18 protein-coding genes and 3 pseudogenes are annotated in these 24,790 nt (G+C 66.7%); 9 read left to right on the top strand and 12 right to left on the bottom strand.

All coding sequences use genetic code 11. From position 1 onward, the window contains the following. The first annotated feature begins 252 nt into the window (after positions 1-252). Together AC3IYI_RS42280 and AC3IYI_RS42275 are read left to right on the top strand one after the other, a co-directional pair. Complete coding sequence (locus tag AC3IYI_RS42280; RefSeq protein WP_489412245.1) at positions 253-2,217, top strand: calcium-binding protein; 1,965 nt, start codon at positions 253-255, stop codon at positions 2,215-2,217. A 1,181-nt stretch (positions 2,218-3,398) separates the two neighbouring features. Beyond that, a complete protein-coding gene (locus AC3IYI_RS42275) occupies positions 3,399-3,854 on the top strand; it encodes a single-stranded DNA-binding protein (RefSeq protein ID WP_489411925.1) in 456 nt (151 codons plus the stop codon). Positions 3,855-3,966: 112 nt separating this feature from the next. Here the strand turns inward: AC3IYI_RS42275 and AC3IYI_RS42270 are convergent, their stop codons facing one another. Together AC3IYI_RS42270 and AC3IYI_RS42265 are read right to left on the bottom strand one after the other, a co-directional pair. After that, a complete protein-coding gene (locus AC3IYI_RS42270; protein ID WP_489412246.1) occupies positions 3,967-5,202 on the bottom strand; it encodes an RNA-guided endonuclease InsQ/TnpB family protein in 1,236 nt (411 codons plus the stop codon). A 524-nt stretch (positions 5,203-5,726) separates the two neighbouring features. Next, a complete protein-coding gene (locus AC3IYI_RS42265; RefSeq protein WP_489411926.1) occupies positions 5,727-6,383 on the bottom strand; it encodes a hypothetical protein in 657 nt (218 codons plus the stop codon). Between the two features lie 117 nt (positions 6,384-6,500). On the opposite strand from AC3IYI_RS42265, the gene AC3IYI_RS42260 reads away from it, so the two are divergent. Further along, positions 6,501-6,800, top strand: a complete 300-nt coding sequence (locus AC3IYI_RS42260; RefSeq protein WP_489408527.1) for a transposase — start codon at positions 6,501-6,503, stop codon at positions 6,798-6,800. Continuing rightward, positions 6,797-7,684: an IS3 family transposase gene (locus AC3IYI_RS42255; protein WP_489408528.1), complete on the top strand. Its 888-nt coding sequence runs from the start codon at positions 6,797-6,799 to the stop codon at positions 7,682-7,684. The genes AC3IYI_RS42260 and AC3IYI_RS42255 overlap by 4 nt, the downstream gene beginning before the upstream one ends. Before the next feature lie 504 nt (positions 7,685-8,188). Here the strand turns inward: AC3IYI_RS42255 and AC3IYI_RS42250 are convergent. After that, positions 8,189-8,878, bottom strand: a complete 690-nt coding sequence (locus AC3IYI_RS42250; RefSeq protein ID WP_489411927.1) for an alpha/beta fold hydrolase — start codon at positions 8,876-8,878, stop codon at positions 8,189-8,191. A gap of 699 nt (positions 8,879-9,577) precedes the next feature. Between AC3IYI_RS42250 and AC3IYI_RS42245 the strand changes: the two are divergent. Together AC3IYI_RS42245 and AC3IYI_RS42240 are read left to right on the top strand one after the other, a co-directional pair. Beyond that, positions 9,578-9,982: pseudogene (locus tag AC3IYI_RS42245) on the top strand (IS110 family transposase); the annotation flags it as partial. A 152-nt stretch (positions 9,983-10,134) separates the two neighbouring features. Beyond that, a pseudogene (locus AC3IYI_RS42240) lies at positions 10,135-10,941 on the top strand (IS110 family RNA-guided transposase); the annotation flags it as partial. A gap of 126 nt (positions 10,942-11,067) precedes the next feature. On the opposite strand, the gene AC3IYI_RS42235 reads toward AC3IYI_RS42240, so the two are convergent. The 4 genes and pseudogenes from AC3IYI_RS42235 to AC3IYI_RS42220 all read right to left on the bottom strand — a co-directional run bounded on the left by AC3IYI_RS42235 (position 11,068) and on the right by AC3IYI_RS42220 (position 16,688). After that, positions 11,068-12,339 carry an IS256 family transposase gene (locus tag AC3IYI_RS42235; protein WP_489411928.1) on the bottom strand — a complete coding sequence of 424 codons (1,272 nt, stop codon included), beginning with the start codon at positions 12,337-12,339 and terminating at the stop codon, positions 11,068-11,070. Positions 12,340-12,549: 210 nt separating this feature from the next. After that, positions 12,550-15,321 (bottom strand): Ig-like domain repeat protein, encoded by a 2,772-nt coding sequence (locus tag AC3IYI_RS42230; RefSeq protein ID WP_489411929.1) that lies wholly within the window; start codon positions 15,319-15,321, stop codon positions 12,550-12,552. Positions 15,322-15,787: 466 nt separating this feature from the next. Next, positions 15,788-16,147: pseudogene (locus tag AC3IYI_RS42225) on the bottom strand (transposase family protein); the annotation flags it as partial. Positions 16,148-16,403: 256 nt separating this feature from the next. Further along, a complete protein-coding gene (locus AC3IYI_RS42220; protein WP_489411930.1) occupies positions 16,404-16,688 on the bottom strand; it encodes a hypothetical protein in 285 nt (94 codons plus the stop codon). Positions 16,689-16,822: 134 nt separating this feature from the next. On the opposite strand from AC3IYI_RS42220, the gene cpt reads away from it, so the two are divergent. Beyond that, a complete protein-coding gene (gene cpt / locus AC3IYI_RS42215) occupies positions 16,823-17,356 on the top strand; it encodes a chloramphenicol phosphotransferase CPT (protein ID WP_489410303.1) in 534 nt (177 codons plus the stop codon). Positions 17,357-17,401: 45 nt separating this feature from the next. Here the strand turns inward: cpt and AC3IYI_RS42210 are convergent, their stop codons facing one another. The 3 genes from AC3IYI_RS42210 to AC3IYI_RS42200 form a co-directional block, all read right to left on the bottom strand. Beyond that, complete coding sequence (locus AC3IYI_RS42210) at positions 17,402-18,523, bottom strand: IS630 family transposase (RefSeq protein WP_489410304.1); 1,122 nt, start codon at positions 18,521-18,523, stop codon at positions 17,402-17,404. Positions 18,524-18,963: 440 nt separating this feature from the next. Then, complete coding sequence (locus AC3IYI_RS42205; RefSeq protein WP_489412244.1) at positions 18,964-20,250, bottom strand: helix-turn-helix domain-containing protein; 1,287 nt, start codon at positions 20,248-20,250, stop codon at positions 18,964-18,966. Positions 20,251-20,485: 235 nt separating this feature from the next. Then, the gene (locus AC3IYI_RS42200; RefSeq protein ID WP_489412243.1) at positions 20,486-21,712 is read right to left on the bottom strand and encodes an IS110 family RNA-guided transposase; all 1,227 of its coding nucleotides are present in this window, start codon (positions 21,710-21,712) and stop codon (positions 20,486-20,488) included. Between the two features lie 483 nt (positions 21,713-22,195). Between AC3IYI_RS42200 and AC3IYI_RS42195 the strand changes: the two genes are divergently transcribed. Continuing rightward, positions 22,196-22,357 (top strand): hypothetical protein, encoded by a 162-nt coding sequence (locus AC3IYI_RS42195; RefSeq protein WP_489412242.1) that lies wholly within the window; start codon positions 22,196-22,198, stop codon positions 22,355-22,357. 4 nt (positions 22,358-22,361) lie between these two features. Next, positions 22,362-23,483: a methyltransferase domain-containing protein gene (locus AC3IYI_RS42190; protein ID WP_489412241.1), complete on the top strand. Its 1,122-nt coding sequence runs from the start codon at positions 22,362-22,364 to the stop codon at positions 23,481-23,483. Positions 23,484-23,604: 121 nt separating this feature from the next. Here the strand turns inward: AC3IYI_RS42190 and AC3IYI_RS42185 are convergent, their stop codons facing one another. After that, a complete protein-coding gene (locus tag AC3IYI_RS42185; RefSeq protein WP_489412240.1) occupies positions 23,605-23,808 on the bottom strand; it encodes a DUF397 domain-containing protein in 204 nt (67 codons plus the stop codon). Next, positions 23,805-24,671, bottom strand: coding sequence for a helix-turn-helix domain-containing protein (locus AC3IYI_RS42180; RefSeq protein ID WP_489412239.1), 867 nt, complete (start codon positions 24,669-24,671; stop codon positions 23,805-23,807). The genes AC3IYI_RS42185 and AC3IYI_RS42180 overlap by 4 nt, the downstream gene beginning before the upstream one ends. Positions 24,672-24,790 lie beyond the last annotated feature (119 nt).

Raw genomic sequence — 24,790 nt, 5'->3', positions numbered from 1 at the left:
GGGCCTTCCGGCTTCGCCTCCAGGGTCACATACAGCCACCAGGCCACAGAAGACCTCGACCCACGTCTCTAGCCCAGTCCGATAAACGAACAGTAAACGCCGGAGGCCGCCCCACGACACGGCAGGGCCTGACGTGTGACAACACCACCCCCACCCCACGACACCACCCACCAACACCCACCCCACCCACACAACTAGGGGCAAAATCAGCCCAAACAAACCAAAACCATCTGAAAGCCGGGAGTACCCCACATGCCCAACACCACCACCCCGCCCACCACACCCGGCAAAAATAGGGCGCCCCGGCCACACAGACTCCACACCCGCGCAGCAACCTGCGCCATCACCCTCCTCGCCACCACCACCCTCACCCTCACCACCCCCGCACACGCACACGCACAAACCCAACCCACCTGCGGCACCGTAATCGGCACACACGGCACCACCCCCACCCCAGAAACCGTCACCGACCCAAACACCGGCGCCATCACCGTCACCTGCACCTACACCGGCCTCACCATCCTCAACGGCCCCAACACCGGCCAACCCCTCCCCGGACAAGACGGCGGAGGCGAATACAACCTCACCCTCCCCAACAGCGTCACTTCACTCGGCATCACCGAAGCCACCGGAGCAAAAGGCGGAAACAGCGGTGGCGTTAACGTCAGGCCCGGCGGACTCGGTGGCACCATCACCAACGCCACCCTCACCACCACCCCCAACCAAAACCTCCGCATCCGCATCGCCGCCCCCGGCACCAACGGCAACAACAACACCTCTGGCACCCACCCGGGCGGATACAACGGCGGAGGCAACGGCAACAACTTTGGCGGGGGCGGCGGAGGCGCCACCACCATCCAAACCTGCGGTGCCGGCGGCCCCTGCACCCCCACCGAAACCAACTACCTCCTCGCCGCCTCCGGCGGCGGCGGCGCTGCCAGCCTCGCCGGAGGCGGCTCAGGCAACGGCCCCGGCGGCATCAGCAACAATGGCACGAACCGCGGCGGGGACGGCGGCGACTTCGGCACGGGCGGCGGCGGCGGCGGCAGCGGCGGCATCGGCATCGGCGGCGGCCAAGACGGCCAACCCGGCGGCATCGGCGGCATCGGCGGGTCCGGTAACCCCGACGGCGGTGACGGCGGCGGCACCGGCGGCACGACCGCCCCGAACGTGGCCGGAGGCGGCGGCGGCAGCGGCAGTCTCTTCGGAGGAGGAGGAGGAGGAGCCGGCAACACCGGCGGCGAAGGCGCCGGCGAAGGCGGCGCCACCGCAGAATCCGGCTCATCCGGCCTAGGCGGCAACGGCCTTGGTAATAGTAATGCTGGTGGTGGCGGCGGCGGCTACTTCGGCGGCGGCGCCGGCAGCGAAGAAGGAGGTGGCGGAGCCGGATCATCGTTCCTGACCGGAACCCCCGCCCCCGGCCAGGCCACCACCGCAGCACCCGCCGACATCCCCACCCTCACCCTCACCTACACCATCCCGGCCGAGCAGACCGAAGTAACCGTAACCAAAACAGCCGAACCAGCCGTCAGCGTAGGCAGCCTCGCCACCTACCACATCACCATCACCAACAACGGACAAACCCCAGCCACCAACGTAGCCCTCACCGACACACTCCAAGGCACCTCACCCGCCCTCATCACCAGCATCACCCCCGACGACCCCACCCAAGGCACCTGCACCATCACCCCCAACAACCACCGACAAGCCACCTGCAACCTCCCCACCCTCGCCCCCGGCAACAGCGCCGACATCACCCTCACCGCCGAACCCACCCGCGGCCCCACCGGCACCGGCACCACCAACAACACCATCAACAACACCGCAACCGTCACCGCCCAAAACGACGCCACCCCCGACACCGCCACCACCAGCACCCTCCTCACCAACACCAACAACTGCACCCTCATCGGAACCACCGGCAACGACAACCTCACCGGCACCAACCAAAACGACGTCATCTGCTCCCTCGGCGGAAACGACACCATCAACGCCGCCAACGGCGACGACCTCATCTACGCCGGCACCGGCAACGACACCATCAACGGCCAAAACGGCAACGACACCATCAACGCCGGACCCGACAACGACACCGCCAACGGAAACAACGGCAACGACACCCTCAACACCATCGACGGCCAAACCGACACCGCCAACGGCGGCACAGGCACCGACACCTGCAACACCGACACCATCGACACCCGCATCAGCTGCTAACAAACCCACCCACCAGCACCCCGGCTATGCCCCGGCACCCGCACACAAGGTGCCGGGGCGCAGGTCTATACGGACCCTCGCTGCGAAGATCCTGAGGGGCACCAACGGCAACAACATCATCTTCGCCCTCACCCTCACCCGAAACGACATCGTCAACGGCATGGGCGGCAACGACCTCATCTGCGGCGGAAACAACACTGCCACCGTGAGGTGCCCCGCCCGGCCCGGTGTGACCGCCCCCGGTGACCGCTCACCTCGGACACACCACCACCAATCACCGGACATACAAAACAAATCAGGTATTTATTGACATGTAGCCCCTCCCGAGGCTGCGCATCGGACCGGCCCCGCACCGTCCCATCCGTTCGGGCGGGACCGGCTCCACATGCCGCCCGAGAGACCTGGGGCTGGGTGCCCCGGGCGGCACCCAGGAAGAACCAACACACCTTCCATACCGTCAGCAACGACCCGTCCCGCACGGCCATTGACCAGCCGCCTCACCCCGAGGCGCCCACCGGTCCGTCAGCTCGACGTCCCGGCGGCGCCGCTCGCACGGCTCCTTCTCCGCCCCGCGCCACCGGTAACAGGTGAACGAGGCGATGAAAGGTCCCGGAGGACAGGCTCGCCCCCACGCGCGGATGCGTCGAGCAGTCCTGTCACCTGGGCCGGGGCCTGCCCCGCCCTGCTCCGGGGAAACCGGTGCCCGTCGCATGAAGCCCGAAGGAAAGCCTCAGGACCAAAGACTCTCCAGGTAAGGACTAAGGACCCCGCGCCCTGCCCTCCAAGATCACATACAATCATGGAGCAGGGAAACCCCCGGGGACCAGTGGAAACAGCGGGCCAATGGTCCTCCACCCCCCGAGACCATTCGCTTGGCCGCGTTCACACATGGCCTCGGGGGCACCCTCACAGCCACACCACCGAATTCCGCCCAGTCACCAACCTTGAAGACGTCTCGGGAATGCGGAGCTCCGGTATGACTGAGCCAGTTCCGAGCTCGCTCCGCTTGCCAATGAGGTATCGGCCGAAGGCATGGATCGCCGCATGTCTTCCACTGCGCGGTGTCCACTACCCGGCCAGTCGCACGGTGCCGCCGCCAGCCCTGACAGCTCGCCGCGGCCAACAATACGGGCCCAGTACGGTGGTCTTGCATGTACTCGGGAGCGTTGAGGGGTGGCATCATGGCGGGCGAAACCGCAGTCACGGTCGTGGGCAACCTGACCGCCGATCCAGAGCTGAGGTTCACCGCCTCCGGCATTGCGGTCGCCGACTTTACAGTCGCATCCACTCCACGCGTCTACGACCGTGACCGCAGCGCGTTCACCGACGGCGAACCCCTGTTCCTGCGATGCACGCTATGGCGGCAGGCAGCAGAAAACGCCGCCGAAACCCTGACCCGCGGCATGCGCGTCATCGTCACCGGACGCCTCAAGCAGCACACCTATAACGACAAAGAAGGACAACAGCGCACCGTCGTCGAGATCGACGCCGAGGAAGCCGCCCCGTCCCTCACCTACGCGAAAGCCACCGTCACCAAAAAATTCCGGCCTGTCCGCGGACCCGCCACCGGCAGGCTCGCCGTACAACCCGGCACCCCGGCGCCGGCGCCGGCGCCGGCGGAACAGTATCCGTTCTGACCTGACCGCCCGCCCGCCCCTGAACCTCAAAGCCACAAGCCAACCCCCGGCCGGCTGAAACGAGAAGTTCGCGGAAGCATTCAGCGAGGGGGCGTATTGACCCCTCCCCTCCCTAAAGGAAGGGGATTCCTAGCTCACTTCGCCTGACACCTAGCAGGTGGCAGGTGGCAGGGCTTACAAGATCAGCACTAGCCGGGTTGAGACCAGCCCGGACGAGCACCACGCGGGCGGAGTTCTTGTCCCTGGGGGACACGGTTCCGCAGGCGGTGCACGCATATGTTCTCTCGGCGAGGGGGAGGCGGTGCTTGGCTCTCGCTCCGCAGTGTGCGCAGTCCATGGTGGTGTGCGCGGGGTGGACAAGGTACACGGTGCGTTCGTGCTTGCGGGCCATCTCGATCAGGGCCGTCTTGGTGGCGCCGATCGCGGCATCGGCCGCTTTGCGGGCCATTGTGGTCTTCGCGAGGAACTTCGGGCGGAAGTCCTCCACGGCGAGGTGTTCGAAGTCGCGGACGACGGACTTGGCCCACTTGCGTCCGGTGTCCTGCCGCTGCCGGGCGATCTTCTTGGACACCTTCGCCGCTGCCCGGCGGGCCTTGCAGTAACCCTTGGTGTCGGGCTTGTTCTTGGGGGTGCGGCGCCGGGCCATCATCCGCTGGTAGTGCGCGAGCTTCGCAGCAGCAGTCCTGCCGTGCTGGGCGTGGGGCAGGTCGTGGGTGTCGCTGGTGGTGGTCGCGGTCTCCTTCACGCCCCAGTCGACGCCGATCGCGGCGCCGGTCTCCGGCAGGGCCTCGGCCACGGTGGGGACAACGAAGCTGGCATGCCAGTGGCCGAGGCTGTCCCGGTACACGCGGACGCTGGACGGCGGCTTGGGCAGCTCACGCGACCACACCACCGTCAAGACGATCCCGCCGGCCAGGTGCAGACGACCGCCCTTGAGCCGGAAGCCGCGCTGCGTGTAGTTCAACGACGGCGCCGCGCCCCGCTTCCGCTTGATCCGGGGCATCCCGGCCCGCTGCCTCATCGGCATCTTCGCTTTGATGCCCCCCAGCGCCTTCGCACGGGACTTCACGAAGTCCCGGATGAACTGCTGCTGAGGCACCGAGGCGCCATCGCGCAGCCAGGACATCGAACGACGCGCGTCGGTCAGCATCTTGCCGAGCTGCGCCGGACCACACGTCGTCTTCGTCTCGGTGGCTTTGTTGAGTTTGTGGACCTTGCGGGACATCGCCACGCACTCGTTCCACACCCAACGACACCGACCCCACTCCGCTTCCAGAGTGGTACGGGCGGTGGACGACAGGCGCAGCCGGTAGGTGTACCGGGCGCGCCCGGTCACCTGCTCGGCCATCGCTGCTCTCGTCACGACCGGAACCTAACACCCGCCACTGACAACGGAAGAGAGTGCAGGTCAGAACAGATGCGCAGAGAACTCCGCCGCTCCGCGGCTCCGCCCCAAGGACCCATTCCTCCCCAGGCTGAAGCCCAGGGCATCCTGGGAGAAATCAGGTGAACTGCTCCTGAGGCCGACGAAAGAAGACAGAAAGCCGGAAGTCCTTGATCATTCACGGGATGCTCAGGAGCACCCCGTCCCACAGCTCACCTGATACCAGGCCACCGGCCCGGATCAGGGGTGCAGAGCCAGACTCGCAGAACGCACCAGACGGGGCAGGCCCGCTTATGCCCCAGCAGCCTCTCGCTGGGCAACGGTTCGCATCACCCTCGAGAAGTCCGTGTGACCACCGCACGCATCTACCGTACGGCGCCAGCCTGATGCAACACTTCTGTAAGTGACGCCCCCCCACAGAAATCATCGGTGGTCGCTGTGGGTGAGCCCCGCCAAACCCGGGCGGGGCCCACCCACATGACCCAGCATCAGAGACAGGGACCGCCGGACACCGCCTCCTCCCGGCTCACGGGCGCATGCTCGCGAGCCGCAATGAGCCAGTCGATGACGGCCTCCCGCTGCGCTCCGTCCATCTTCTCGATGATCACCATGGCGATCTTCTCGGGATCGCTCCAGTCCATTCGCTTGACCTTGGCGATGTGGATCCAGTCGTCGTCCGAATCCGGGGCGCCCGCGGGCGCAGCATCCACCCGCGGGTGCGGAACCTCCGCCGCAGCACTGGTAGCGGCGGAACCCATCGACGGTGCGGTCGAAGCGACTTGCTTGGCGTGGCCGGCTGAAGCCTTCCGCCTGGCCTTACGCTCCTCAGCCTGTGTCTGCCGGTCGCCCTGCTCCTGCTCCCACCACGCGAGTTGCTTGGCCTCGTCCCACTTCTGGTCCCGGGTGAGCTTGCCGAGCCGGCGGGCCGGCTCCAACGCCATGGCCCGCGTTCTCACGAGGTTCTGAACGGCGGGGGCGAGTTCCAGAAGGACCCTGCGCTGGGACACCCAACCGTCGACGCGCTCGTAGTGCTGTGCGACCGCACGGCCTGTTCCGAAAGCGGCGACGAGGGCCTCTACGGCCAGCGCCTCCTCGATGGGGTCGAAGTTCTCGCGGTCGAGGTTCTCGGACACCACGGCGTCCATGAAGGACTGGCGGTCTTTGGCGACGTCGTCGTTGATGACACAGTCGAGGGTGAAGCTTCCCCTTGGTCTTGGACACCTGGAGACTGGGACGTGTGGTTCCAGAGGAAGTAGTGCCAGGTGGGAAGTAAGTACACGAAGCGGTACTCGGCGGAGTACCGGCGGGACGCGATCGCGCTCGTCCGGTCTTCCGGCAGGACGGTGACCGAGGTCGCCCGGGAGCTCGGGGTCAGCCCGGAGAGTCTGCGCAACTGGGTCCGCCGCGATCAGGCCGACCGTGGCGAGGGCGCCCCGGGCGGGCTGACCAGCGCCGAACGCGAGGAACTCAAGCGCCTGCGCAGGCAGAACCGTGAGCAGCAGCAGACGATCGAGATCCTGAAAAAAGCGACGGCCTTCTTCGTGAAGGAGAGCGACCGGTGAGCGTGCTGTACCGGTTCATCCACACGGAGAAGGCCTGCTATCCGGTGACCCTGCTGTGCCGGACGGTGAAGATCGCCCGCTCCTCTTACTACGCCTGGTGCGAGGGCGAAGCCGGCCGCCAGGCCCGCCGGGCAGCCGACGACGCTCTCGCCCACGAGATCACCGTCCTGCACATCGCCTCCCGCAAGACTTACGGGGTGCCGCGGATCCACGCCGAGCTGCGGCGTGGGGGCCGGCGGGTGAACCGCAAGCGTGTCGCCCGGATCATGCGCCAGGCCGGCATCCAGGGTGTCACCCGCCGCAAGCGGCGTTCACTGACCCGAGCGGACAAGAAGGCCCGGCCGGCCCCGGACCTGATCGGCCGCGACTTCCACGCCGAGACCCCTGGTACCAAGCTGGTCGGGGACATCACCTGCCTGCCCACCGCCGAGGGCTGGCTCTACCTCGCCTGCTGGCTGGACCTGGCCACCCGCGAGATCGTCGGCTACGCCATGGCCGACCACCACCGGGCCTCCCTCGTCACCGACGCCCTGAAGATGGCCCAGGGGCGGGCTGAACTCCGCCCCGGATGCGTCATACACAGCGACCGCGGCAGCGAATACACATCAGCCGAATTCCGCAGTGAGATAGCGGAGTTGAACCTGCGGCAGAGCTGCGGACGCACCGGATCCTGCTTCGATAACGCCGCCGCGGAAAGCTTCTGGGCCCTCCTCAAAGAAGAGATCGGCACCCGCATCTGGCCCGACCGGGCCAGAGCCCGCGCCGACGTCTTCAACTTCATCGAAACCTTCTACAACCGCCGCCGCCTGCGCAAACACAAGACCCTCGGCTACCTCACCCCGGCCGAGACCAGGCAGCGACACCAGCACGCCCTCGCAGCGTAAACATCGAGTGTCCAGGATCACGGGGAAACTTCAGTGCCGTACTTCTCCGCCAACGCGCGCTGTGACAGCGAGGGATCAAGACGCTTGTCCCTGCGGATATTCGCAAACAGTTCGACCCGCGACGAACCCACCCCGGCCTCCCGACATGACCGTGTACCCGAACGACACGGCCCCGACATGACCGTGAACGACGGACCACACCCTGTCGTCGCGAGGCGGACGGCCCACAGCATTCACTCCAACGTGGGCACGTCGCCCTGGGGTTGTCCCGGGGCCGAACGGGGCCGAAGCCGCGGCGTCCGGGCTGATGGCCTGCGCACTGCACCGTTCTGTGTGCAGCTCCAGGGCCTCGCTGATCCGTTCCGCCCTAGTCACTCCAGTCGTAGATCGTGATCTTCATACCTGAGCGGCTTGCGCTGTAGCGGCTGGCCTGGGATCGGGCCTGGTGGCGACGTCGCCAATCGGACCAGCCGAGCCGGGGGGAGGCTCGGCCCCTGGGGTTTCCTACACCGATTTCGCGGCGGTTCGGATCGTGTCGAGTACCAGTGCGGGGTTGGAGAGCATCGTGACGTGGCTGGTGTCGGCCTCGACGGTAGTGGAACCCATGCGCTTGGCCATGAAGCGTTCCAGGTCCGGGTTGATGGCGTGGTCCTGCTTGGCGACGATGTACCAGCTGGGCTTCGACCTCCAGGCGGGATCGTCGGTCTTGGCGGTGGAGAGAAGGTCCGCGGGCGGCGCGCCCTGGGTCGCCCAGACGAGCTGCTGGTCTTGCTCGGACAGGTCTCCGCAGAAGTGCGAGATGCCGTCCCGGGCAATCCAGATACGCCCGTCCTCAACGTCGAGGTGGGAGAACAGCGGCGGGGCGTCGTACTTGGCGATCAGGTCCTGCGGGGTCTCGCCGGCGTCCGGGCCCAGTGCGGCGATGTAGACCAGTCCGGCGACGCGGTCGTCGGTGCCGGCCGCGGTGATGACGAATCCGCCCCACGAGTGACCCACCAGGATGGCCGGGCTGCTGACCCGCGCCAGCGCGCGGGAGACCGCGTCGACGTCGCCTTCCAATGTCTCCAAGGTGTTCTGGGCGGACACCACCTCGTACCCCTCCTGCTGCAGCACGGGGATCACCTTGCTGAAACAGGAGCCATCGGCCCACAGCCCGTGCGCGAATACAATGCTCGGCTTGGTCGCCGTCGACATAGCGTGCTCCTCCGCTCGGCACGGATCGCAGGTCCGCGCTTTCTTCTGGGATTCCACACCAGGAACGGCCAGGGGGCACCTCCGGTAACCCAACCGGGCATCCCGAGCGGTGGCCAAGGGCCTACTCCATGGCCCTCGGCTACCGCACGAGCTTGAAGAGCCTCCACACACCGCAGCAAGATCAGGCGATGTCCGTGTAGCTCCCGCTCGCGAGCACGAACCGCTCCGGCCGTGGGTCGCTCAACTACGCCACCGGTCGCGAAGTAGCCAGGGCGGGCGGGTCCTCCCTTTCGTGGGCGTCACTGGAACACCCCAGGTGGAGCCAAATCAACTTGGTACATCAATGGGGCCAGAAACCACTGTCACGGTGGGGCCCAAAGAACTGCTTACAGACAGCCCTCTTCATGATCAAGGAAATCGGGCTACGAACCCCCCTGAATAAGCCTCCTTGTACAGGCCCCCCATTACCGTTTTGGTTGCCCCGCAACGGGGCGCCCGGCCTCCGGAGTTGGCATGACTTTCTCCCCCTGTCGAACGCATGGCCTGGGGGGTGGTGTCACCGGCTCCGGAGGCATCGACAGACCGCTGATTAGGGGCATGACCACCGGCCTTTCTGCAGGTCGGGAGGCTCTTCGTAATGTGGATGTGGCGATCGGTGCCGTGGGACGGCCGGGCGATGGGGACGAGCGGAGGACGCACGTGATCGACATCAGCGGCATCGGTGCCTTCCTCGGCCTGGACGTCGGCAAGGGCGAACACCACGCCACCGCCGTCACGCCGGCCGGGAAGAAGGCCTTCGATAAACGGCTGCCCAACAGCGAGCCCAGGCTCCGCGAGGTCTTCGGGAAACGGCAGGCCAAGCACGGGACCGTGCTCGTTGTGGTCGACCAGCCGGCCTCGATCGGGGCCCTGCCGCTAGCGGTGGCCCGTGACATGGGCTGCCCAGTCGCCTATCTGCCGGGCCTGACGATGAGACGGATCGCCGATCTCTATCCAGGCGAGGCCAAGACCGATGCCCGCGACGCATTCGTCATCGCGGACGCCGCCCGCGTCATGCCCCACACCCTCCGCTCGGTCGACCTCGAGGAAGAGACCATCGCCGAGCTAGTGCTGTGGCCGGAAAGGTTCACCGGGTCGCGGCGTTCGGTGCGGTGCATCGCAAGGCGGAGGACCGCGCCTCGTACTGGACGTACCGGCGTGGTCCGACAACGCGGCGAGGTGCCGTGCCGGGCGTCGCGACCCGGTGAACCTTTCCGGTCACAGCACTAGAGATGATCGTCGGCTTCGACGACGACCTCGCCGGTGAGGCAACCCGGATCAGCAACCGCCTGCGGGGCTTGCTCACGCAGATCCATCCCTCGCTGGAACGGGTCCTGGGCCCGCGAGTGCAGCACCCGGCCGTGCTCAAGCTCCTCGACCAGTTCGGTTCCCCGGCCCAGATCCGCAAGGCCGGACGCCGCCGACTCGTGACCTTGATACGTCCCAAGGCGCCCCGGATGGCCGAGCGGCTCGTCGAGGACATCTTCACGGCGCTAGACGAACAGACCGTCGTCGTCCCGGGCACCGACGCGGCCGCATTGATCGTTCCCAGCCTCGCCAGCTCTCTCCAAGCGGCGCTTGACCAGCGCAAACTCCTCGCCGCCCGAATCGAGGAACTGCTGGAGAACCACCCTCTTTCCAAGGTCCTGACGTCCATGCCGGGGATCGGCGTCAGGACCGGAGCCCGCATCCTCATCGACGTCGGTGACGGCAGCTCGTTCCCGTCCGCCGCCCACCTCGCCGCCTACGCCGGCCTGGCCCCCGCGACCCGCAGCTCGGGGTCGTCGATCCGCGGCGAACAGCCGTCCAGGAGAGGAAACAAGCAGCTCAAACGGGCCTTCTTCCTCTCCGCCTTCGCCGCCCTCGCCGACCCCGTATCCCGGGCCTACTACGACAAGAAGATCGCGCAGGGAAAGCACCACACCCAAGCACTCCTCTGCCTCGCCCGCCGACGAGCCGACGTCCTCTTCGCCATGCTCAGAGACGGCACCTTCTACGAACCCCAACCCGCCCCATCACCTTGACCAAACCCATAGGGGCACCCCCCGCAACCCCACCCAGGGCACCAGGGGCCCGGGGTCCGGAGCCCGGGCCCCTGGTGTGGGCACAAAGTGCGGGTGTGTCAGCGATCTTGTGTAAGTCGTCTGGTGTTATTGGATGCTGAGCCGGTCCTCGAAGAAGAGTGAGAACTGGTTCAGTGCCTCTTTCCAGTGTGCGGCGACGTGGTTCGCGTCGCGCGCTTTCGGGTTGATCTGCTCGCGGACCGCGAGGTAGAGGACCTTTAACGCGGCCTGCTCCGAGGGGAAATGGCCTCGATTTCGAGTGGCCTTGCGGAGCCGGGCGTTCATGGATTCGACCATGTTCGTGGAGTAGACCACGGTCCTTATGGCCGGCGGGAACGCCAGGTAGGGCGTGAACTCCGGCCAGGCCGACCGCCAGGTCCGGACGATCGCGGGATAGCGTTCTCCCAGCTGAGAGGCCTCGAAAGCATCGAGGGCCTGCTCGGCCGCGGTCTCGGTCGGGGCTGTGTAGATGGCCTTCAGGGCCGGGACCAGCTTGGGGTGGTCCCGCGACGACGAAAGCCTGAGCGAGGCTCTCGTCAGGTGGATCACGCAGGTCTGGACGGTGGCTTTGGGCCAGGTCGCGGTGACCGCGTCGGGCAGGCCCTTCAACCCGTCACAGACCACGATGCAGACGTCCTCGATGCCCCGATTTCGTAGCTCGGAGAGGACCGCCATCCAGGTGGTGGCGCCTTCACCCTCGGAGCCGACCCACAAGCCCAGGACGTCTTTGCGGCCGTCCATGTCGACGCCGACGGCCAGATAGACCGGCTTCGAGGTCACCGAGCCAGAGCGGATCTTCACCCACAACGCGTCGATGTAGATGATCGGCCAGACCGCGTCCAAGGGCCGGTTCTGCCAGGTCACGAGCTCGTCGATCACGGCGTCGGTGACCTTGCTGATCAGGTCCGGGCTGACCTCGACCCCGTAGATCTGGGCGAGGTGGGAGCGGATGTCGCGCACGCTCATGCCGCGGGCGTAGAGGGAGAGGATCCGGTCGTTGAACCCCGCCAGGCGGCGGGCGTTCTTCGGTACCAGCCTCGGTTCGAAGTCGCCGTTGCGATCCCGCGGCACCGCCAAAGTGACCGCGCCGGCGTCCGTCAGCACCGTCTTGGACGAGGTCCCGTTGCGGGAGTTCCCCGACCCGTGACCTGCCAAATCTCCGCGTTCGTAGCCGAGGTGTTCGCTCATCTCGGCTTCCAGGGCCCGCTCCAGAACGGCCTTGGTGATCTCCGTCAGCAGCCCGCCCTCACCGAGCAGAGCCGCCCCCGAGGAGTCAGCCTTGTCGAGCAGCCGCTCGACCACCTCGTCAACCGTCTTGCCGTCGGCCACGGACGCGGCCGCTCCGTTTTTGTCTGCCATGACTCGTCCGATCCGCCTGGCCCACAGGCCCGAGGCCGAGCCCCGGGCCAGGCTTCCACATCACGGACTTACACGAACTTTCAGACACGCTCCAAAGTGCCTCTGCCAGGTGCGAAGTAAGGGCCTGGAAGGTCCTTACTTTTTACCTGTCAGAGGCACTTTCTGTTGTTCTGATTACTGCTTGGACAGCTCGTTCAGGGAAACGCGAGGTTAGTTGTTGTTGATGACGTTGTTGCCGGGGCCGCCGTCGAGGGTGTTGTTGCCGGGGCCTCCGAAGAGGACGTCGTTGCCGTTTCCACCGATGACGGTGTCGTCACCGTTTTCGCCGCGCAGGACGTCGCTGCCGTCTTCTCCTTCGATACGGTCGTTGCCGTCGCCGCCGCGGATGGTGTCGTTGCCGTTTCCGCCGCAGAGGAGGTCGTCGCCGGCCTGGCCGTTAATCTGGTCGTTGCCGCCGTGGCCGAGAATGATGTCGGGCCCGGCGGTGCCGGTGAGCATGTCGCTGCGGTTGCCGCCCTCAATGAGGGTGTAACGGGCGGGGATGGTGTTGGTGTCGATGGTGGCGCATGTGAGGGCGTTCACTGTGTGGGTGTAGGGGGTGCTGGTCGAGGCCTCGTGGGTGGTGTCGCCGGAGTAGGCGGCGGTAACCGGGTGGTCGCCGACCGTGAGTGTGTTGGTCGTGCAGGTCGCTGTCGCTGACCCCGTACTCGTCTCCGTCAGCTGCGCGTTGTCGCACAGGATGACGGAGCCGTCGGTGAAGTCCACCGTGCCCGTCGGGGTGGTGGTATCGGAGACAGTGGCAGTGAACGTAACGTCCTGCCCCTCGTTCGACGGGTTCGGGGCGGATACCACGACCGTTGTTGTCGGCTGCTGATTTACGGTGTGGGTGACCTGGCCGGTGGAGCCCTGATGTCCGCTGTCGCCGTTGTAGGTGGCAGTGATGGTGTGGGTTCCGACCGTAAGGGTGCTGGTCGCAAACTGTGCTTGGCCGTTGGCGAGGGGGACGGTGTCAAGAACCGTGTTGCCGTCCTTGAACTCCACCTGCCCGCTCGGAGTGGTACCCGAGCTCGTGTTTGTCACCGTGGCGGTGCAGGTCACGCTCTGCCCGAAAATTGACGGGTTAGGGGTGCACTCCAGATCCGTGATTGTGGTGGCCTGGTTGACGGTTTGGGTGAAGGTGTCGCTGGAGGCTGCGTGGGTGGGGTCACCGTTGTAAGTGGCCGTGATGGTGTGAGTTCCGGACGTGAGAGTGCTGGTCGCAAACTGTGCTTGGCCGTTGGCGAGGGGGACGGTGTCAAGAACCGTGTTGCCGTCCTTGAACTCCACCTGCCCGCTCGGAGTGGTACCCGAGCTCGTGTTTGTCACCGTGGCGGTGCAGGTCACGCTCTGCCCGAAAATTGACGGGTTAGGGGTGCACTCCAGATCCGTGATTGTGGTGGCGAATTGGTTGACGGTTTGGGTGAAGGTGTCGCTGGAGGCTGCGTGGGTGGGGTCACCGTTGTAGGTGGCCGTGATGGTGTGGATGCCGGACGTGAGTGTGCTGGTCTCAAACTGTGCTTGGCCGTTGGCGAGGGGGACGGTGTCAAGAACCGTGTTGCCGTCCTTGAACTCCACCTGCCCGCTCGGAGTGGTACCCGAGCTCGTGTTTGTCACCGTGGCGGTGCAGGTCACGCTCTGCCCGGACGCCGAGGGGTTCGGAGCACACTCCAGATTCGTGGCAGTAGTCGTGGCGGATTGGTTGACGGTTTGGGTGAAGGTGTCGCTGGAGGCTGCGTGGGTGGGGTCACCGTTGTAAGTGGCCGTGATGGTGTGGATGCCGGACGTGAGTGTGCTGGTCTCAAACTGTGCTTGGCCGTTGGCGAGGGGGACGGTGTCAAGAACCGTGTTGCCGTCCTTGAACTCCACCTGCCCGCCCGGAAGGTTGCCTGCGCCCGTCACGGTGGCGGTGCAGGTCACGTTCTGCCCGGACGCCGAGGGGTTCGGAGCACACACGAGATCGGTCGCGGAGAGCAAGAGCGGCTGGGTATACAGCTCTGCCGACGACAGCGGTTGGTTGGCTGATGTACCTCCAGCAGCGAGGACGTCTCCGTTGGGCAGCAGTGTCGCCGTATGCCCTGCGCGGGCAACCGTCATAAATCCGGTGGCGTTCCACGTACGTCCGCTGGGGTCGTAAAACTCCGCCGACGATACGACAACCCCGCTAGTGCCGCGGCCGCCTGCAAGGAGTACCGTGCCGTTGGTCAGCAGTGTTGCTGTGTGGAGACGCCGGGGGGTTGTCATAGCTCCGGTGGCGTTCCACGTATCGCTGGTGGGGTTGTAGGTCTCCGCCGATGCAGAAAGACCCCCTGCCACGAGTACTGTGCCGTTGGGCAGGAGTGTCGCCGTGTGATTCGAGCGGAGTACAGCCATGGAGTTGGCGGCGCTCCATGTATTGCTAGCCGGGTTGTAAACCTCAGCCGACGACAAAGCAACGCCGATACTGCTAAGGCCGCCCGCTGCCAGGACTCTGCCGTCGGGCAGCAGCGTTGCCGAGTGATTCGAGCGGGCCGCAGCCATAGGGTTGGCGGCGCTCCATGTATTGCTAGCCGGGTTGTATACCTCAGCCGACGAGAGAGAAACTCCGTCAGCTCCCGAACCGCCGGTTACGAGCACTCTGCCGTTGGGCAGGAGTGTCGCCCTGTGATTCGAGCGGAATGCAGCCATGGAGTTGGCGGCGCTCCATGTATTGCTAGCCGGGTTGTAAACCTCAGCCGACGACAAAGCAACGCCGGTACTGCTAAAGCCGCCCGCCGCCAGGACTCTGCCGTCGGGCAGCAGCGTTGCCGAGTGAGAACTGCGGTTGGTTCCCAGAGGTCCGGTCGTGCTCCAGGTCCCATCGGTGGGGTTGTAACGTTCCGGCGCATCAGCGCTGATGCCACCAGTCGCAAGGACTCTGCCGGTGTTGAGAAGCGTTGCCGTGTGGTTTAGGCGGATCTCCTCCATGGCGCTAGTACTGATCCAGGTACCCGGAGGGGCGGCCTGGGCAAGGCTCTGGGCGAGCATGAAAGTAAATAGCGCACACAGGTACGCGACCCATTTCAGAGTCCTACCGGACGTCCGTCTTCCATACGTCATCGCTCGGCTACTCAGCCTGGCCGCTAGACGTCCGATGTTAGACATTTAACCTTTGCCTCCAGCTAACGTTGTGACGCCCTGAGACGGGCGTGAGGCAGTCGTGGCGACCGCAATCGCTGTTGCCATTCTTTGCAGAACTCACACCCGATACCCGATCATGGAACACTCTGCCTCACCGCACACGAGACGCGCGGGGACTGCACCTGCTTTTCCAGGCAGACGACGGCACCATCGCGGAACCTGACAATGTGACAAGGTGTGTTCAATCGCTGTGCCGGGATCATTTGATCGTCGTGCTGGAAGTCGGTGGGGCACTGAGCCTTTTCCATCTTGATCAGTTGGCGAGTTCGAGGGCGACGACGGCTCGGACGACTGCGGTGATTCGGGTGGTGCTGCAGCGGAGCTTCCGCAGGAGTCGCCAGCACTTGAGGGTCGCCATGGCGCGTTCGCCGAGGCTGCGGATCTTGGCGTGGTCCCGGTTGTGACGTCGGCGCCAGCCGCGAAGGTTCTTGCCCCGGAACGGGACGCGGACGGCAGCACCCGCACCTTGGTAGGCCTTGTCCGCCCAGCACTTGACGCCGTCGGTGGCGAGAGCGGCGGGAATGCCATGGGTCCGGGCCGCGGTCAGGTCGTGAGTGGCCCCCGGCAGCGCGTCCGATGCCCAGATCAAACGCCCGGCCGGATCGGCGATGACTGACCGGCGAGGGATACCACCAGGCCGCCGGTGAACCGCCAGGTCCAGTACGGGGTGGTGTGTGCGGCGCGGGGCACGGCGAGGCTGGTGTTGGACGACACTCTGCGTGGCGATGAAGCGGGGGGACGGCGACACTCCTGTTGGGCACAGGCTGTGTCGGTGTCTGGGTTCTGATGGTTGCTTCGTGTGCGACGACACCGTGTGCACGAAGAGCTCGTGCACAACCGGTGGCTCCGTGGCTCCATCCTCGGGAGGATCAGTTCGTGGAGTCCCATTCGTCTGAGGTCATTGGCCTGGCGTCGGGGTAACGCCGTTGGATCTCACTCAGCACCCAGGCGTCGGCTGTGCGGACATCCCAGCTGGAACTGTCGAACTCCCTCAGGGTCAATACGAGTTCGTTGCCCGCGTAGCCCTCGAAGTCGCCGTCGATCGCCTGCAGGTAGGGCGCGTCCATGGCCAGCAACTGAAGGGTGGGGATTCCGGTGCCTGCTGATGCCTTCATCATCCGAGCGAACGCCGGGTGTGGCTGCTCGTCGAACATCTGAGCCTTCCATGTCAGCCCGAGTCCGTAACTCCCTAGTGCTCTGACCGGGAACGTTCACCGGGTTGTGGCAGCAGAGCAGTGTGTGCCGATATTTGTTTCGTGCCGTGGGTTACGCGCCTTACCGTGGCGCGGTGACGATTCAGATGATCATTCTCAACGGTGGTTCCGGCTCGGGGAAGTCCGGGATCGTACGGTGTCTGCAGTCAGTACTGCCGGATCCGTGGCTGGCGTTCGGGTGCGACTCGTTCGTCGACGCTTTGCCCGCGAAGATGCGGGCGTCGGACGGAGGGATCGTGTTCGCGGTGGACGGCGGGGTGAGCGTCGGGGCGGACTTCCGGGCGCTGGAGGCTGCCTGGATGGACGGCGTCGTGGCGATGGCCCGTGCAGGCGCCAGGGTCATCATCGATGACGTCTTCCTCGGCGGAGCAGGGTCCCAGCAGCGGTGGCAGAAGGCTCTTGGCGGACTGGCCGTGCTGTGGGTCGGCGTCAGGTGTGAGAGTGCGGTCGCCGCAGGCCGTGAGGTCGCACGAGGAGATCGCATCCAGGGGATGGCCGCGTCGCAGGCGGATGTGGTGCACGAGGCCGTGATCTATGACCTGGAGGTGGACACGACGCATACCGAGTCCCTGGTCTGTGCGCGAACCATCGCCGCCCGCGTCAGCTGATCGCTGGATCGGATCCCGGCTGCCCGGTCGGCAGCCGCAGTCCGCTCAGGCTGCGGCGGTGCTGGGGCGGCCTCCCCAGCGGATGCCCTTCTCGCTGCGGATGCGGGAGCGTTCGCGGCGTTGCGCGGCCAGGACGTCGGGGTGACGGGCGTTCGCGTTGCGCCAGCGCAGGTATCGGTGCAGTTCACGGGTCTGGACCGTGTGGTTGGGGTGGTGGGAGTTGGCGAGGGTGAACTGCCGCAGCGGCCCGAAGTGCGCCTCGATGGGGTTGGCCCAGGAGGCGTTGGTCGGGGTAAAGCACAGCTCCATCTTGTTCTTCCGGGCCCACTGGCGGATCTTGGCACCCTTGTGGGCGGAGAGGTTGTCCATGATCACGTAGATCGGGGCGCCGTCGGGGCGGGCGGCGCGGATGGACTTGAGCGCGGCCAGGCTGTTGGCGGTGCCCTTGCGGCGGTGGTTGACGCCCCAGAGGGTGTCGTCGCCGATGGAGTAGCAGCCGTGGAAGTAGGTCACGCCGTGGGTGCGGTGGTAGGTCGCCGGGATCCGGTCGGGCCGGCCTTGCTCGGCCCAGCAGGATCCGCCGGTCGGGCGTATGCCGAGCGGACCGAACTCGTCGAACGCGAAAACGCGGTCGGGGAAGCAGTCCAGGACGTGCTCGATCCGGTCCAGCTTGGCGTCGCGGTCGGGGTCGGTGGACTCCTTCCAGGTCTTGGTCCGCTGGAAAGTGACGCCGCGTCGGGCGAGCAGGCAGCGCAGGGCCTCGCGGCCGAGGCGGATCACCCGGCCGTGGACCCTACGGACGTAGGCGGCGAGCTTGCGGATCGACCAGCGGGTGAAGGGCTGGCCGAGCTTGACCGGGCGGGTGGTGGCCGTCTGAACGACGAAATCCTCGTCCTCAAGACTGAGTTGGCGGGGACGGCCTCCCGCCCATCGAGGGTCCAGACAGGCCAGGCCGATCTCGTTGAAGCGGTGAATGACGTCGCGCACCGTGTCCTCGTCGGCCGCCACTAACCGGGCGATCACCGGCACGCGGTTCCCGCCGGCCGAGGCCAGCAGCATCATCGCCCGCCGGTAGCGCACCGAACTGGTGCTGCCCCGACGCACGATCTGCTGCAGCCGCTGCCCCTCCTGATCAGTCAGTCTGCGGACCTTGACCGGATCTGCCACCACGCCTCCACACGCTGACCGGGATGTCAGCCCCCATCCAATCGGCCCCAGCCTCAGCGCGGGCAGAAACCCGGTGAACCTATGCGGTCAGAGCACTAGACGACCGGCTCCAAGAGCTCGCGGATCGCGCCGGCGTCCCGTACATCGACGGGAAGAAGGTGACTTCCCACGGATGGCGAGCCGGCGCCCATACGGACATGATCGAGGCCGCGGTCTCGCTCGCCGAACGGAACATCGCCAGCCGATGGGCGCCCGGCTCCCACACAGCCGACATCGTGTATGGGCGCCAGCATGGACTGGGTGCCAGCGACCCGCTCGCCAAGGTGCCGCTGCACGGAGGACCGGCCCACGCGGCTTCGGCACAGGCCCGCTCGACAGCTCCGGAGCCATCGACCGAGGCAGCCGAGTAGCTGGCTGCGAGCGATCTGAGCAGGCCGAGACTATGCGGCGGCGGTCACCTTGATGAGTTCGCGGACCCCGCCGACGTGCGGGTGCTTGGCGTAGAGGTCGTCGACGATCTGCCGAATCGCGGGCCGGTCACGGACTTCGCCGGGGGCGAGCCGGGCCGCGGCCAGGAGTTCACCGACCGTCTGCTCCGGCTTAGCGCGCTGCCACCAGGCCCGGGCGAGGTCCGTATGCATGCGGCCCTTGCGCTCGACGGTCGCGAACTGCTCCGCGTGCAGGTTGCGGCCAGCTTCGAGGGCGGTCCCGGCATCCCCGAGAGCCCAGTGGACGCCGACGGCATAGAGGTCGACGGACGCCGGGGTGATCGGGAAGAGGCGGCCGGCGGGCGGGATGTCGGGCAAATCTCGGGCGGCGCGGGCGGCCTCCCGCATCATGGCCAGTGCCTGGTCACGGTCTCCGGCGACGGCGGCCGTGTAGGCGGTGCTGCAAAGCATCTGCGCGAAGGCGGACGCCTGCGCGTCCGTGGTGAGGCCAGTGGCCTCCACGCGGGCGACCGCGGCCTCGATGTGCCTTTGGGCCGCGGCTTCCTGGCCCTGGTGGCGGAGTACGGCGGCGAGCTCACGGGTCGCGGCGGCCGCCGCGAGCGGGGATCCGGACACCTCTGCGTACAAGGTGGCCCGGTCCGCGGTCAGCCGCGACTGCCGATACTGGCCCAGCTTGTTCAGGAGCTGGGAGACGAGCGTGTAGGCCGAGGACAGCCGCGCGTAGTCGAGGTCCCGCCGGGATTCGGCCGCCGCCTGGTGGGTGTCGGCGAGCAGGCTCGGGAGCGTGCGCAGGAGTCCGGCGTGGGAGGCGGCGTCGAACTGTCCCCGGGCAGCGGCCAGGCGGGCGTCGAGCGTGCGGGCGGGGACGCCGCTGGGCTCGGGCGTCGAGGCGAGCGCGGATTCCAGCCGCGACATGAGGCTGAGAGGGACGGCGAGCGCCGCTGCAGCGATGAGGGGACGGCGGCGCATGGGATCCTCCTCGACCGATGTCCTGGATGTAACAACTGTAGGGGCTGGTGGGAAACTTAGCCCTAAGGACGTGCTCAGGAGCTGCGGCGGAACACCAACCGCGTCGGCGGCCTGCTTGAGCAGGGGCAGGTCGAGGTGCCGACCCTGCTCGAGGCGGGAGACGGTGGACTGCGAGCAGGCCAGGCGGATACCGAGGTCGCTCTGGCGCCAGCCGCGGGCTTGGCGGCCTACGCGAATGAGTGAACCCGTATGCCGGCGCTCGGCGAAGTCCAGGACGCGGCGGGAGCTCCAGAGCGGGTCAGTGCTCACGGGCGCCCTCCGTCGACAAGCGCTGGTCTGCCGCCCCCACCTTAGAAGCTGTGACCGGGCGGGCACACTGCGTATGCGGGAACTGCATACGCGATGCAGGGCCAGGGCAACGTGGTCTACGGGGCGCCGCCGTGTGGTCTCGTAGTGACCGGACACCACGGCGCTCGACCACGGCCGGCCAGGTCCGCTCCAGGCACCACCACACCGGAGTGAGACATCTCACGGAGCTAAGCCGTCAAGCCACTGCTGCCAGAGAGGAGGGAAACGCCTGATGCTCGTCGAACAGCGCCATGTGTTTGAGGCAGTGGAAGAGCTGGCCGAGTATACGGTTGAACAAGTGCCGTTGAGCTTGGGCGTGCCAGTCCCCGACTTCTCGTCGGTGGCGGTAGTGGGCGTCTGCTCCAGGCGACGCCCGCAAGGAGGAGAACGCCCAGAGGTAGCCGGCGTGGTGGAGCCGGTTGTTCTTGATCATGCGGCGTCCGACGTGGTGCTTCTTGCCGGAGGCACGCGTGATGGGTGCCGATCCCGCGTAGGCCTTCAGCGAGCGAGCATCGGCGAAGCGGGTTCGGTCGTCTCCGATCTCGGCGAGCACCCGGGCGCCGGTCTGCGGCCCAAGGCCGGGGAAGCTGAGCAGAATCTCAGAGTCCGGGTGCTGGCGAAAAGAGGCCTCGGCCGCCTCGGCGAGCTCGTCAGCAGCGATGCAGACGGCGTCGAGCTGTCGCAGCAGGGCGAGCATCTGCTTGCCCAGGGCGTCCTCGACGAGCGGCGGCTGATGGGCGAAGTCACCTCGGAACACCTCGCGGAGGCGTTCTGCTTCGACGTCGATACCGCGGGTGCGGCCAGCTCGTTTGAGGGCGGACCGCAGTTGGGCCCGGGACAGGCTCGCGGCCTTGGACGGAGTCGAGGCCAGTGCCAGCAGGGCACGAGCTTCGGGCCGGCAGAGGCCGTTCTGCCAGACGGCGAAGGCCTCCAGGGCGGCGGGGTAGTACTCGCGGAGCAGGGACCGGAGCTGGTTGGAGATCTGCTGGCGGTTCCAGGTCGCATCCTGCTGGGCCCGCGCGAGGACCGCGATTGCCTTGGCGAGGTCGCTGTCGTTGGGCAGAGGCCGGTGCATGGGCATGTCGGTGCGAAGGATGTTCGCCAGGACCAGGGCGTCGCCCGGGTCGGATTTCTTGCGCGAGACGCCGTGCCGGTCCCGGTATCGGGCCGCGGCCATCGGGTTGACGGCGAACACCTGCCGCCTGCCCTGCCGCAGAGCGGCGACCAAAAGGCCCCGACTGGTCTCGATCGCCACCGGAATCGGATCTTCCTCGGTGTCGCCGTAGTCGGCGAACAGGTCCAGGAGCAGCTGATAGCCAGCCACGTCGTCCGTGATGCGGCGCTTGGCCAGCAGCTCTCCGATGTCGTTCACCAAGGCCACATCGTGGTGATTTTCGGCCCAGTCGATCCCGCAGTAGATCACTCTCTTCCTCCCCTTATTGCAGGCATCTGTGCTGGTAGCGAGCACATGCGGGCCACGCGGCGACCTAATTCAAGGACTCGACCTCTCCGGTCGGTCCGCCATCTCACAAGCCGTTCGTGGCACCAGCGCACCACACGGGCCTCGGCCTACCTAAGAGCTCAACGGCTCGGGGCTTGCAAGAGGTCACCGCACGACGGGCTCGCACCACGAACATCAACGAACCAACCCAGTGGTGGGTGATGACAACCACGGAGACGCCGGGCGCCGCCACTCTCACTTGAGGCCTTCAGCGGCCAGGGGAGCACAAGGCGTACGCCCGGCGCCCGCGAGGTCATCACCACCCTCACGGGATCTGCCTGCCGTTCTTCCTCAAGGCCTCACAGGCCCGGAACATCTCAGGCATGGCAAAACCCGCCATCGAACAGCCCGGACAGGCAACCCGCCTGATTCGGAACCGCTACGAAGGAATTAGGGGAGCACGTCATGAAGGGCAAGGGCGATGGAAGCACGGGCAGCAGCGGCGGGGGCGGCAGCCACGCGACGCCGAACCCGCCGCTGAGCGGCGGCACGCCGCCGCCGGGCAACTCCGACGGCAAGGTCTCCACCCCCGACCCGGGGCCGGGCACCGGTAAGCGCAGGCGATGACCCGATGACCCTCGCGCGTCTTGACCAGCGGCGCCGCGCGTTCGCGGACGCCATGGACGCCCAGGGTGCATGGCCGGCGGACTCCGCGTGGGTCCGCCGCGCCATCCTGGACACCGTCCCCCGCCACCAGTTCGCCCCCGACCGGCTCTGGACATGGAACGGCCACGCTTACGTGCCCGTCGACCGGGCGATCGATCCCGACGGCTGGGCCGACCTCGTCTACGCGGGGCCTGACGACTCGGCGATCACCCAGATCCGCGACGGCCTTCCCAGCTCCAGCCTCTCCTGCGCATCCGTCGTCGCCGACATGGCCGACTCCCTGGACGCCGACCCCGGCCACCGGGTGCTGGAGCTGGGGGCCGGGCAGGGCTGGAACGCCGGGATCCTCGCCACCCGCGCCGGCCCCGGGAAAGTCACCACCGTGGAAGTCGATGCCAACCTCGCCGACGCCACCCGACACCGACTCGCGGCGGCCGGGCTCGACGTCGCCGTGCACACCGCAAACGGCAACGCCGGCTGGCCCGCGTCCGCACCGTACGACAGGGTGATCGCCACCTACGCCGTTGACCTCGTCCCCTGGACGTGGATCGAGCAGACCAAGCCTCGCGGCCGCCTCGTCATCCCCTGGGGCCGACTCGGACACGTCGCACTCACCGTCGCCGACGACGGAAAGTCCGCGACCGGCTGGATCCAGGGCCTCGCCACCTTCATGCCCAGCCGCGGAGTCGACCAGGGACGCGAACTCCACACCGTCCGCGGCGACGGCCCGCCCGACCGCGCAGTCCGCCTCGACCATGAGCCACGGCCGCTCCTCAACCCACACCTGCTCTTCGCCCTCCGGGTGTCGCACCCGGACATCCGGATCACCACCAAGGACACCGGCGAGGAAGTCACCGTCGACCTGCACGACGGCACCAGCTCCTGGGCCACCGCCACCACCGACCGCGCCGGCAACACCGCGGCGTACGAAGGCGGCCCCCGCAAGCTGTTCACGGAGATTGCCGTCGGCCAACAGCTCTGGGCCGCGCGGGACACGCCGTCGATCTGGGACTTCGGCATGACCGTCACACCCGACGAGCAGCACGTCTGGACCGGCACCCCAAACTCAGGACCGTACAAACCCTGATGACCGTGGTCGGCGCGCCTGTCAGAGGCGTGGGTCAAGATGGAGAAATACCGCGGGGTGGTCCTCCTCGATGACCGCGAGGAGGACCACCCCCGGCAGGGTTAGGTCCAGACCATGCCGCCTAGCAGATTGAGGCGAGGAAGGTCGTCCACGAGGCGTGGGTGACCGCGAAGGCCGGACCAGCCGTCGCCTTGGAGTCTCGGACGCCGACGACCGTGGCCGTCGCGGCTGTTTCGACGCAGTTGCCACCCTGCTGGTCGCTGTAAGACGACTTCGTCCAAGAGCTCTCGGGCGCCAGCTGGGTAGAGACGGCGTAGCTGGTCATTTCCATAGTTTCTTCTCCAGGTTGTGCAGGATCTGCGGCGTCGCGGAAGGCCCTGGCGCCGCCTTGGCCATGGCCTGGAACTGCCTCTGGTACTGACCGACATCGGAAGGCTTGGACCACATGGTCGTCGCCCTGTGGCTGTCGCTCTGCACCACGGCGTCCAGGCCCGTGAACTCCAAGATCGTGAAGTTGAAAGCCGCCCGATACATCCCCTCGCCGAGCTCCGGGAGGATCTGAACATCGACGTTGTCGAGCCTGGCTAGGCGTTCGATCTCGGCATACTGCTCGCGCATGACCTCCGTCGTGCCGATCTGCCGAGTCAGGGCATTTTCAGTGAGAATGATGTGGAGCTCCGGGCCGCCCTCCCCAAGAAGCAGACTCTTCCGCTCCATGCGAAGCCGGACGCTCGTTTCTACCGCGTCTGTGGTGCGTTCCTCGACCACCTTTGCCGAGCCCATGAGGGCGCTGGCGTAGGACTCGCACTGGAGCAGGCCGTGGACGTTGATGTTCTCGTATCCGAAGATGCCCTTGGCGTCGCGTTCCAGGCCCATGTACATGGGCCACCCGGACGGCAGGACGTTTCGGTAAGAGGTGAACGGCTCCTTGTTGAGGGAGTCCTTGTGCATCCTCACTAGCGTGGCCCGGTCATCCAGGTCTATCACCTGTAGGTGGTCGAGCAGCTTGTTGAGGTCCTCGAGCTTGGGCAGAGGAATCTCGCCGGCTTCGATCCTGCTCAGCCTGGGTCGCGACCACCCCAGAGCGACGGAGACGGCTTCTGCGGTCTCCCCCTTCTCCCGCCTCAGGGCACTCAGCTCCTTGCCAAGTGCCACCCGGAGATACGTCGGTCCCTGTCGTGCGGCCACCCGCCTGTCTCCCTACTTCGTCGCCCTGTCCGTCACAGCGAGACCCCTGTCCCCGTAGCCGGGGCACCTGTCCGGCAGATGAAGGTCCCTGACCGGAGTGTGGCACTGCCCGTCCCCCT

The organism is Streptomyces sp. GL_148 (assembly GCF_057834205.1).
Note: the sequence above shows the minus strand (reverse complement) of the source record. Positions and strands in the feature narration are given on the sequence as shown.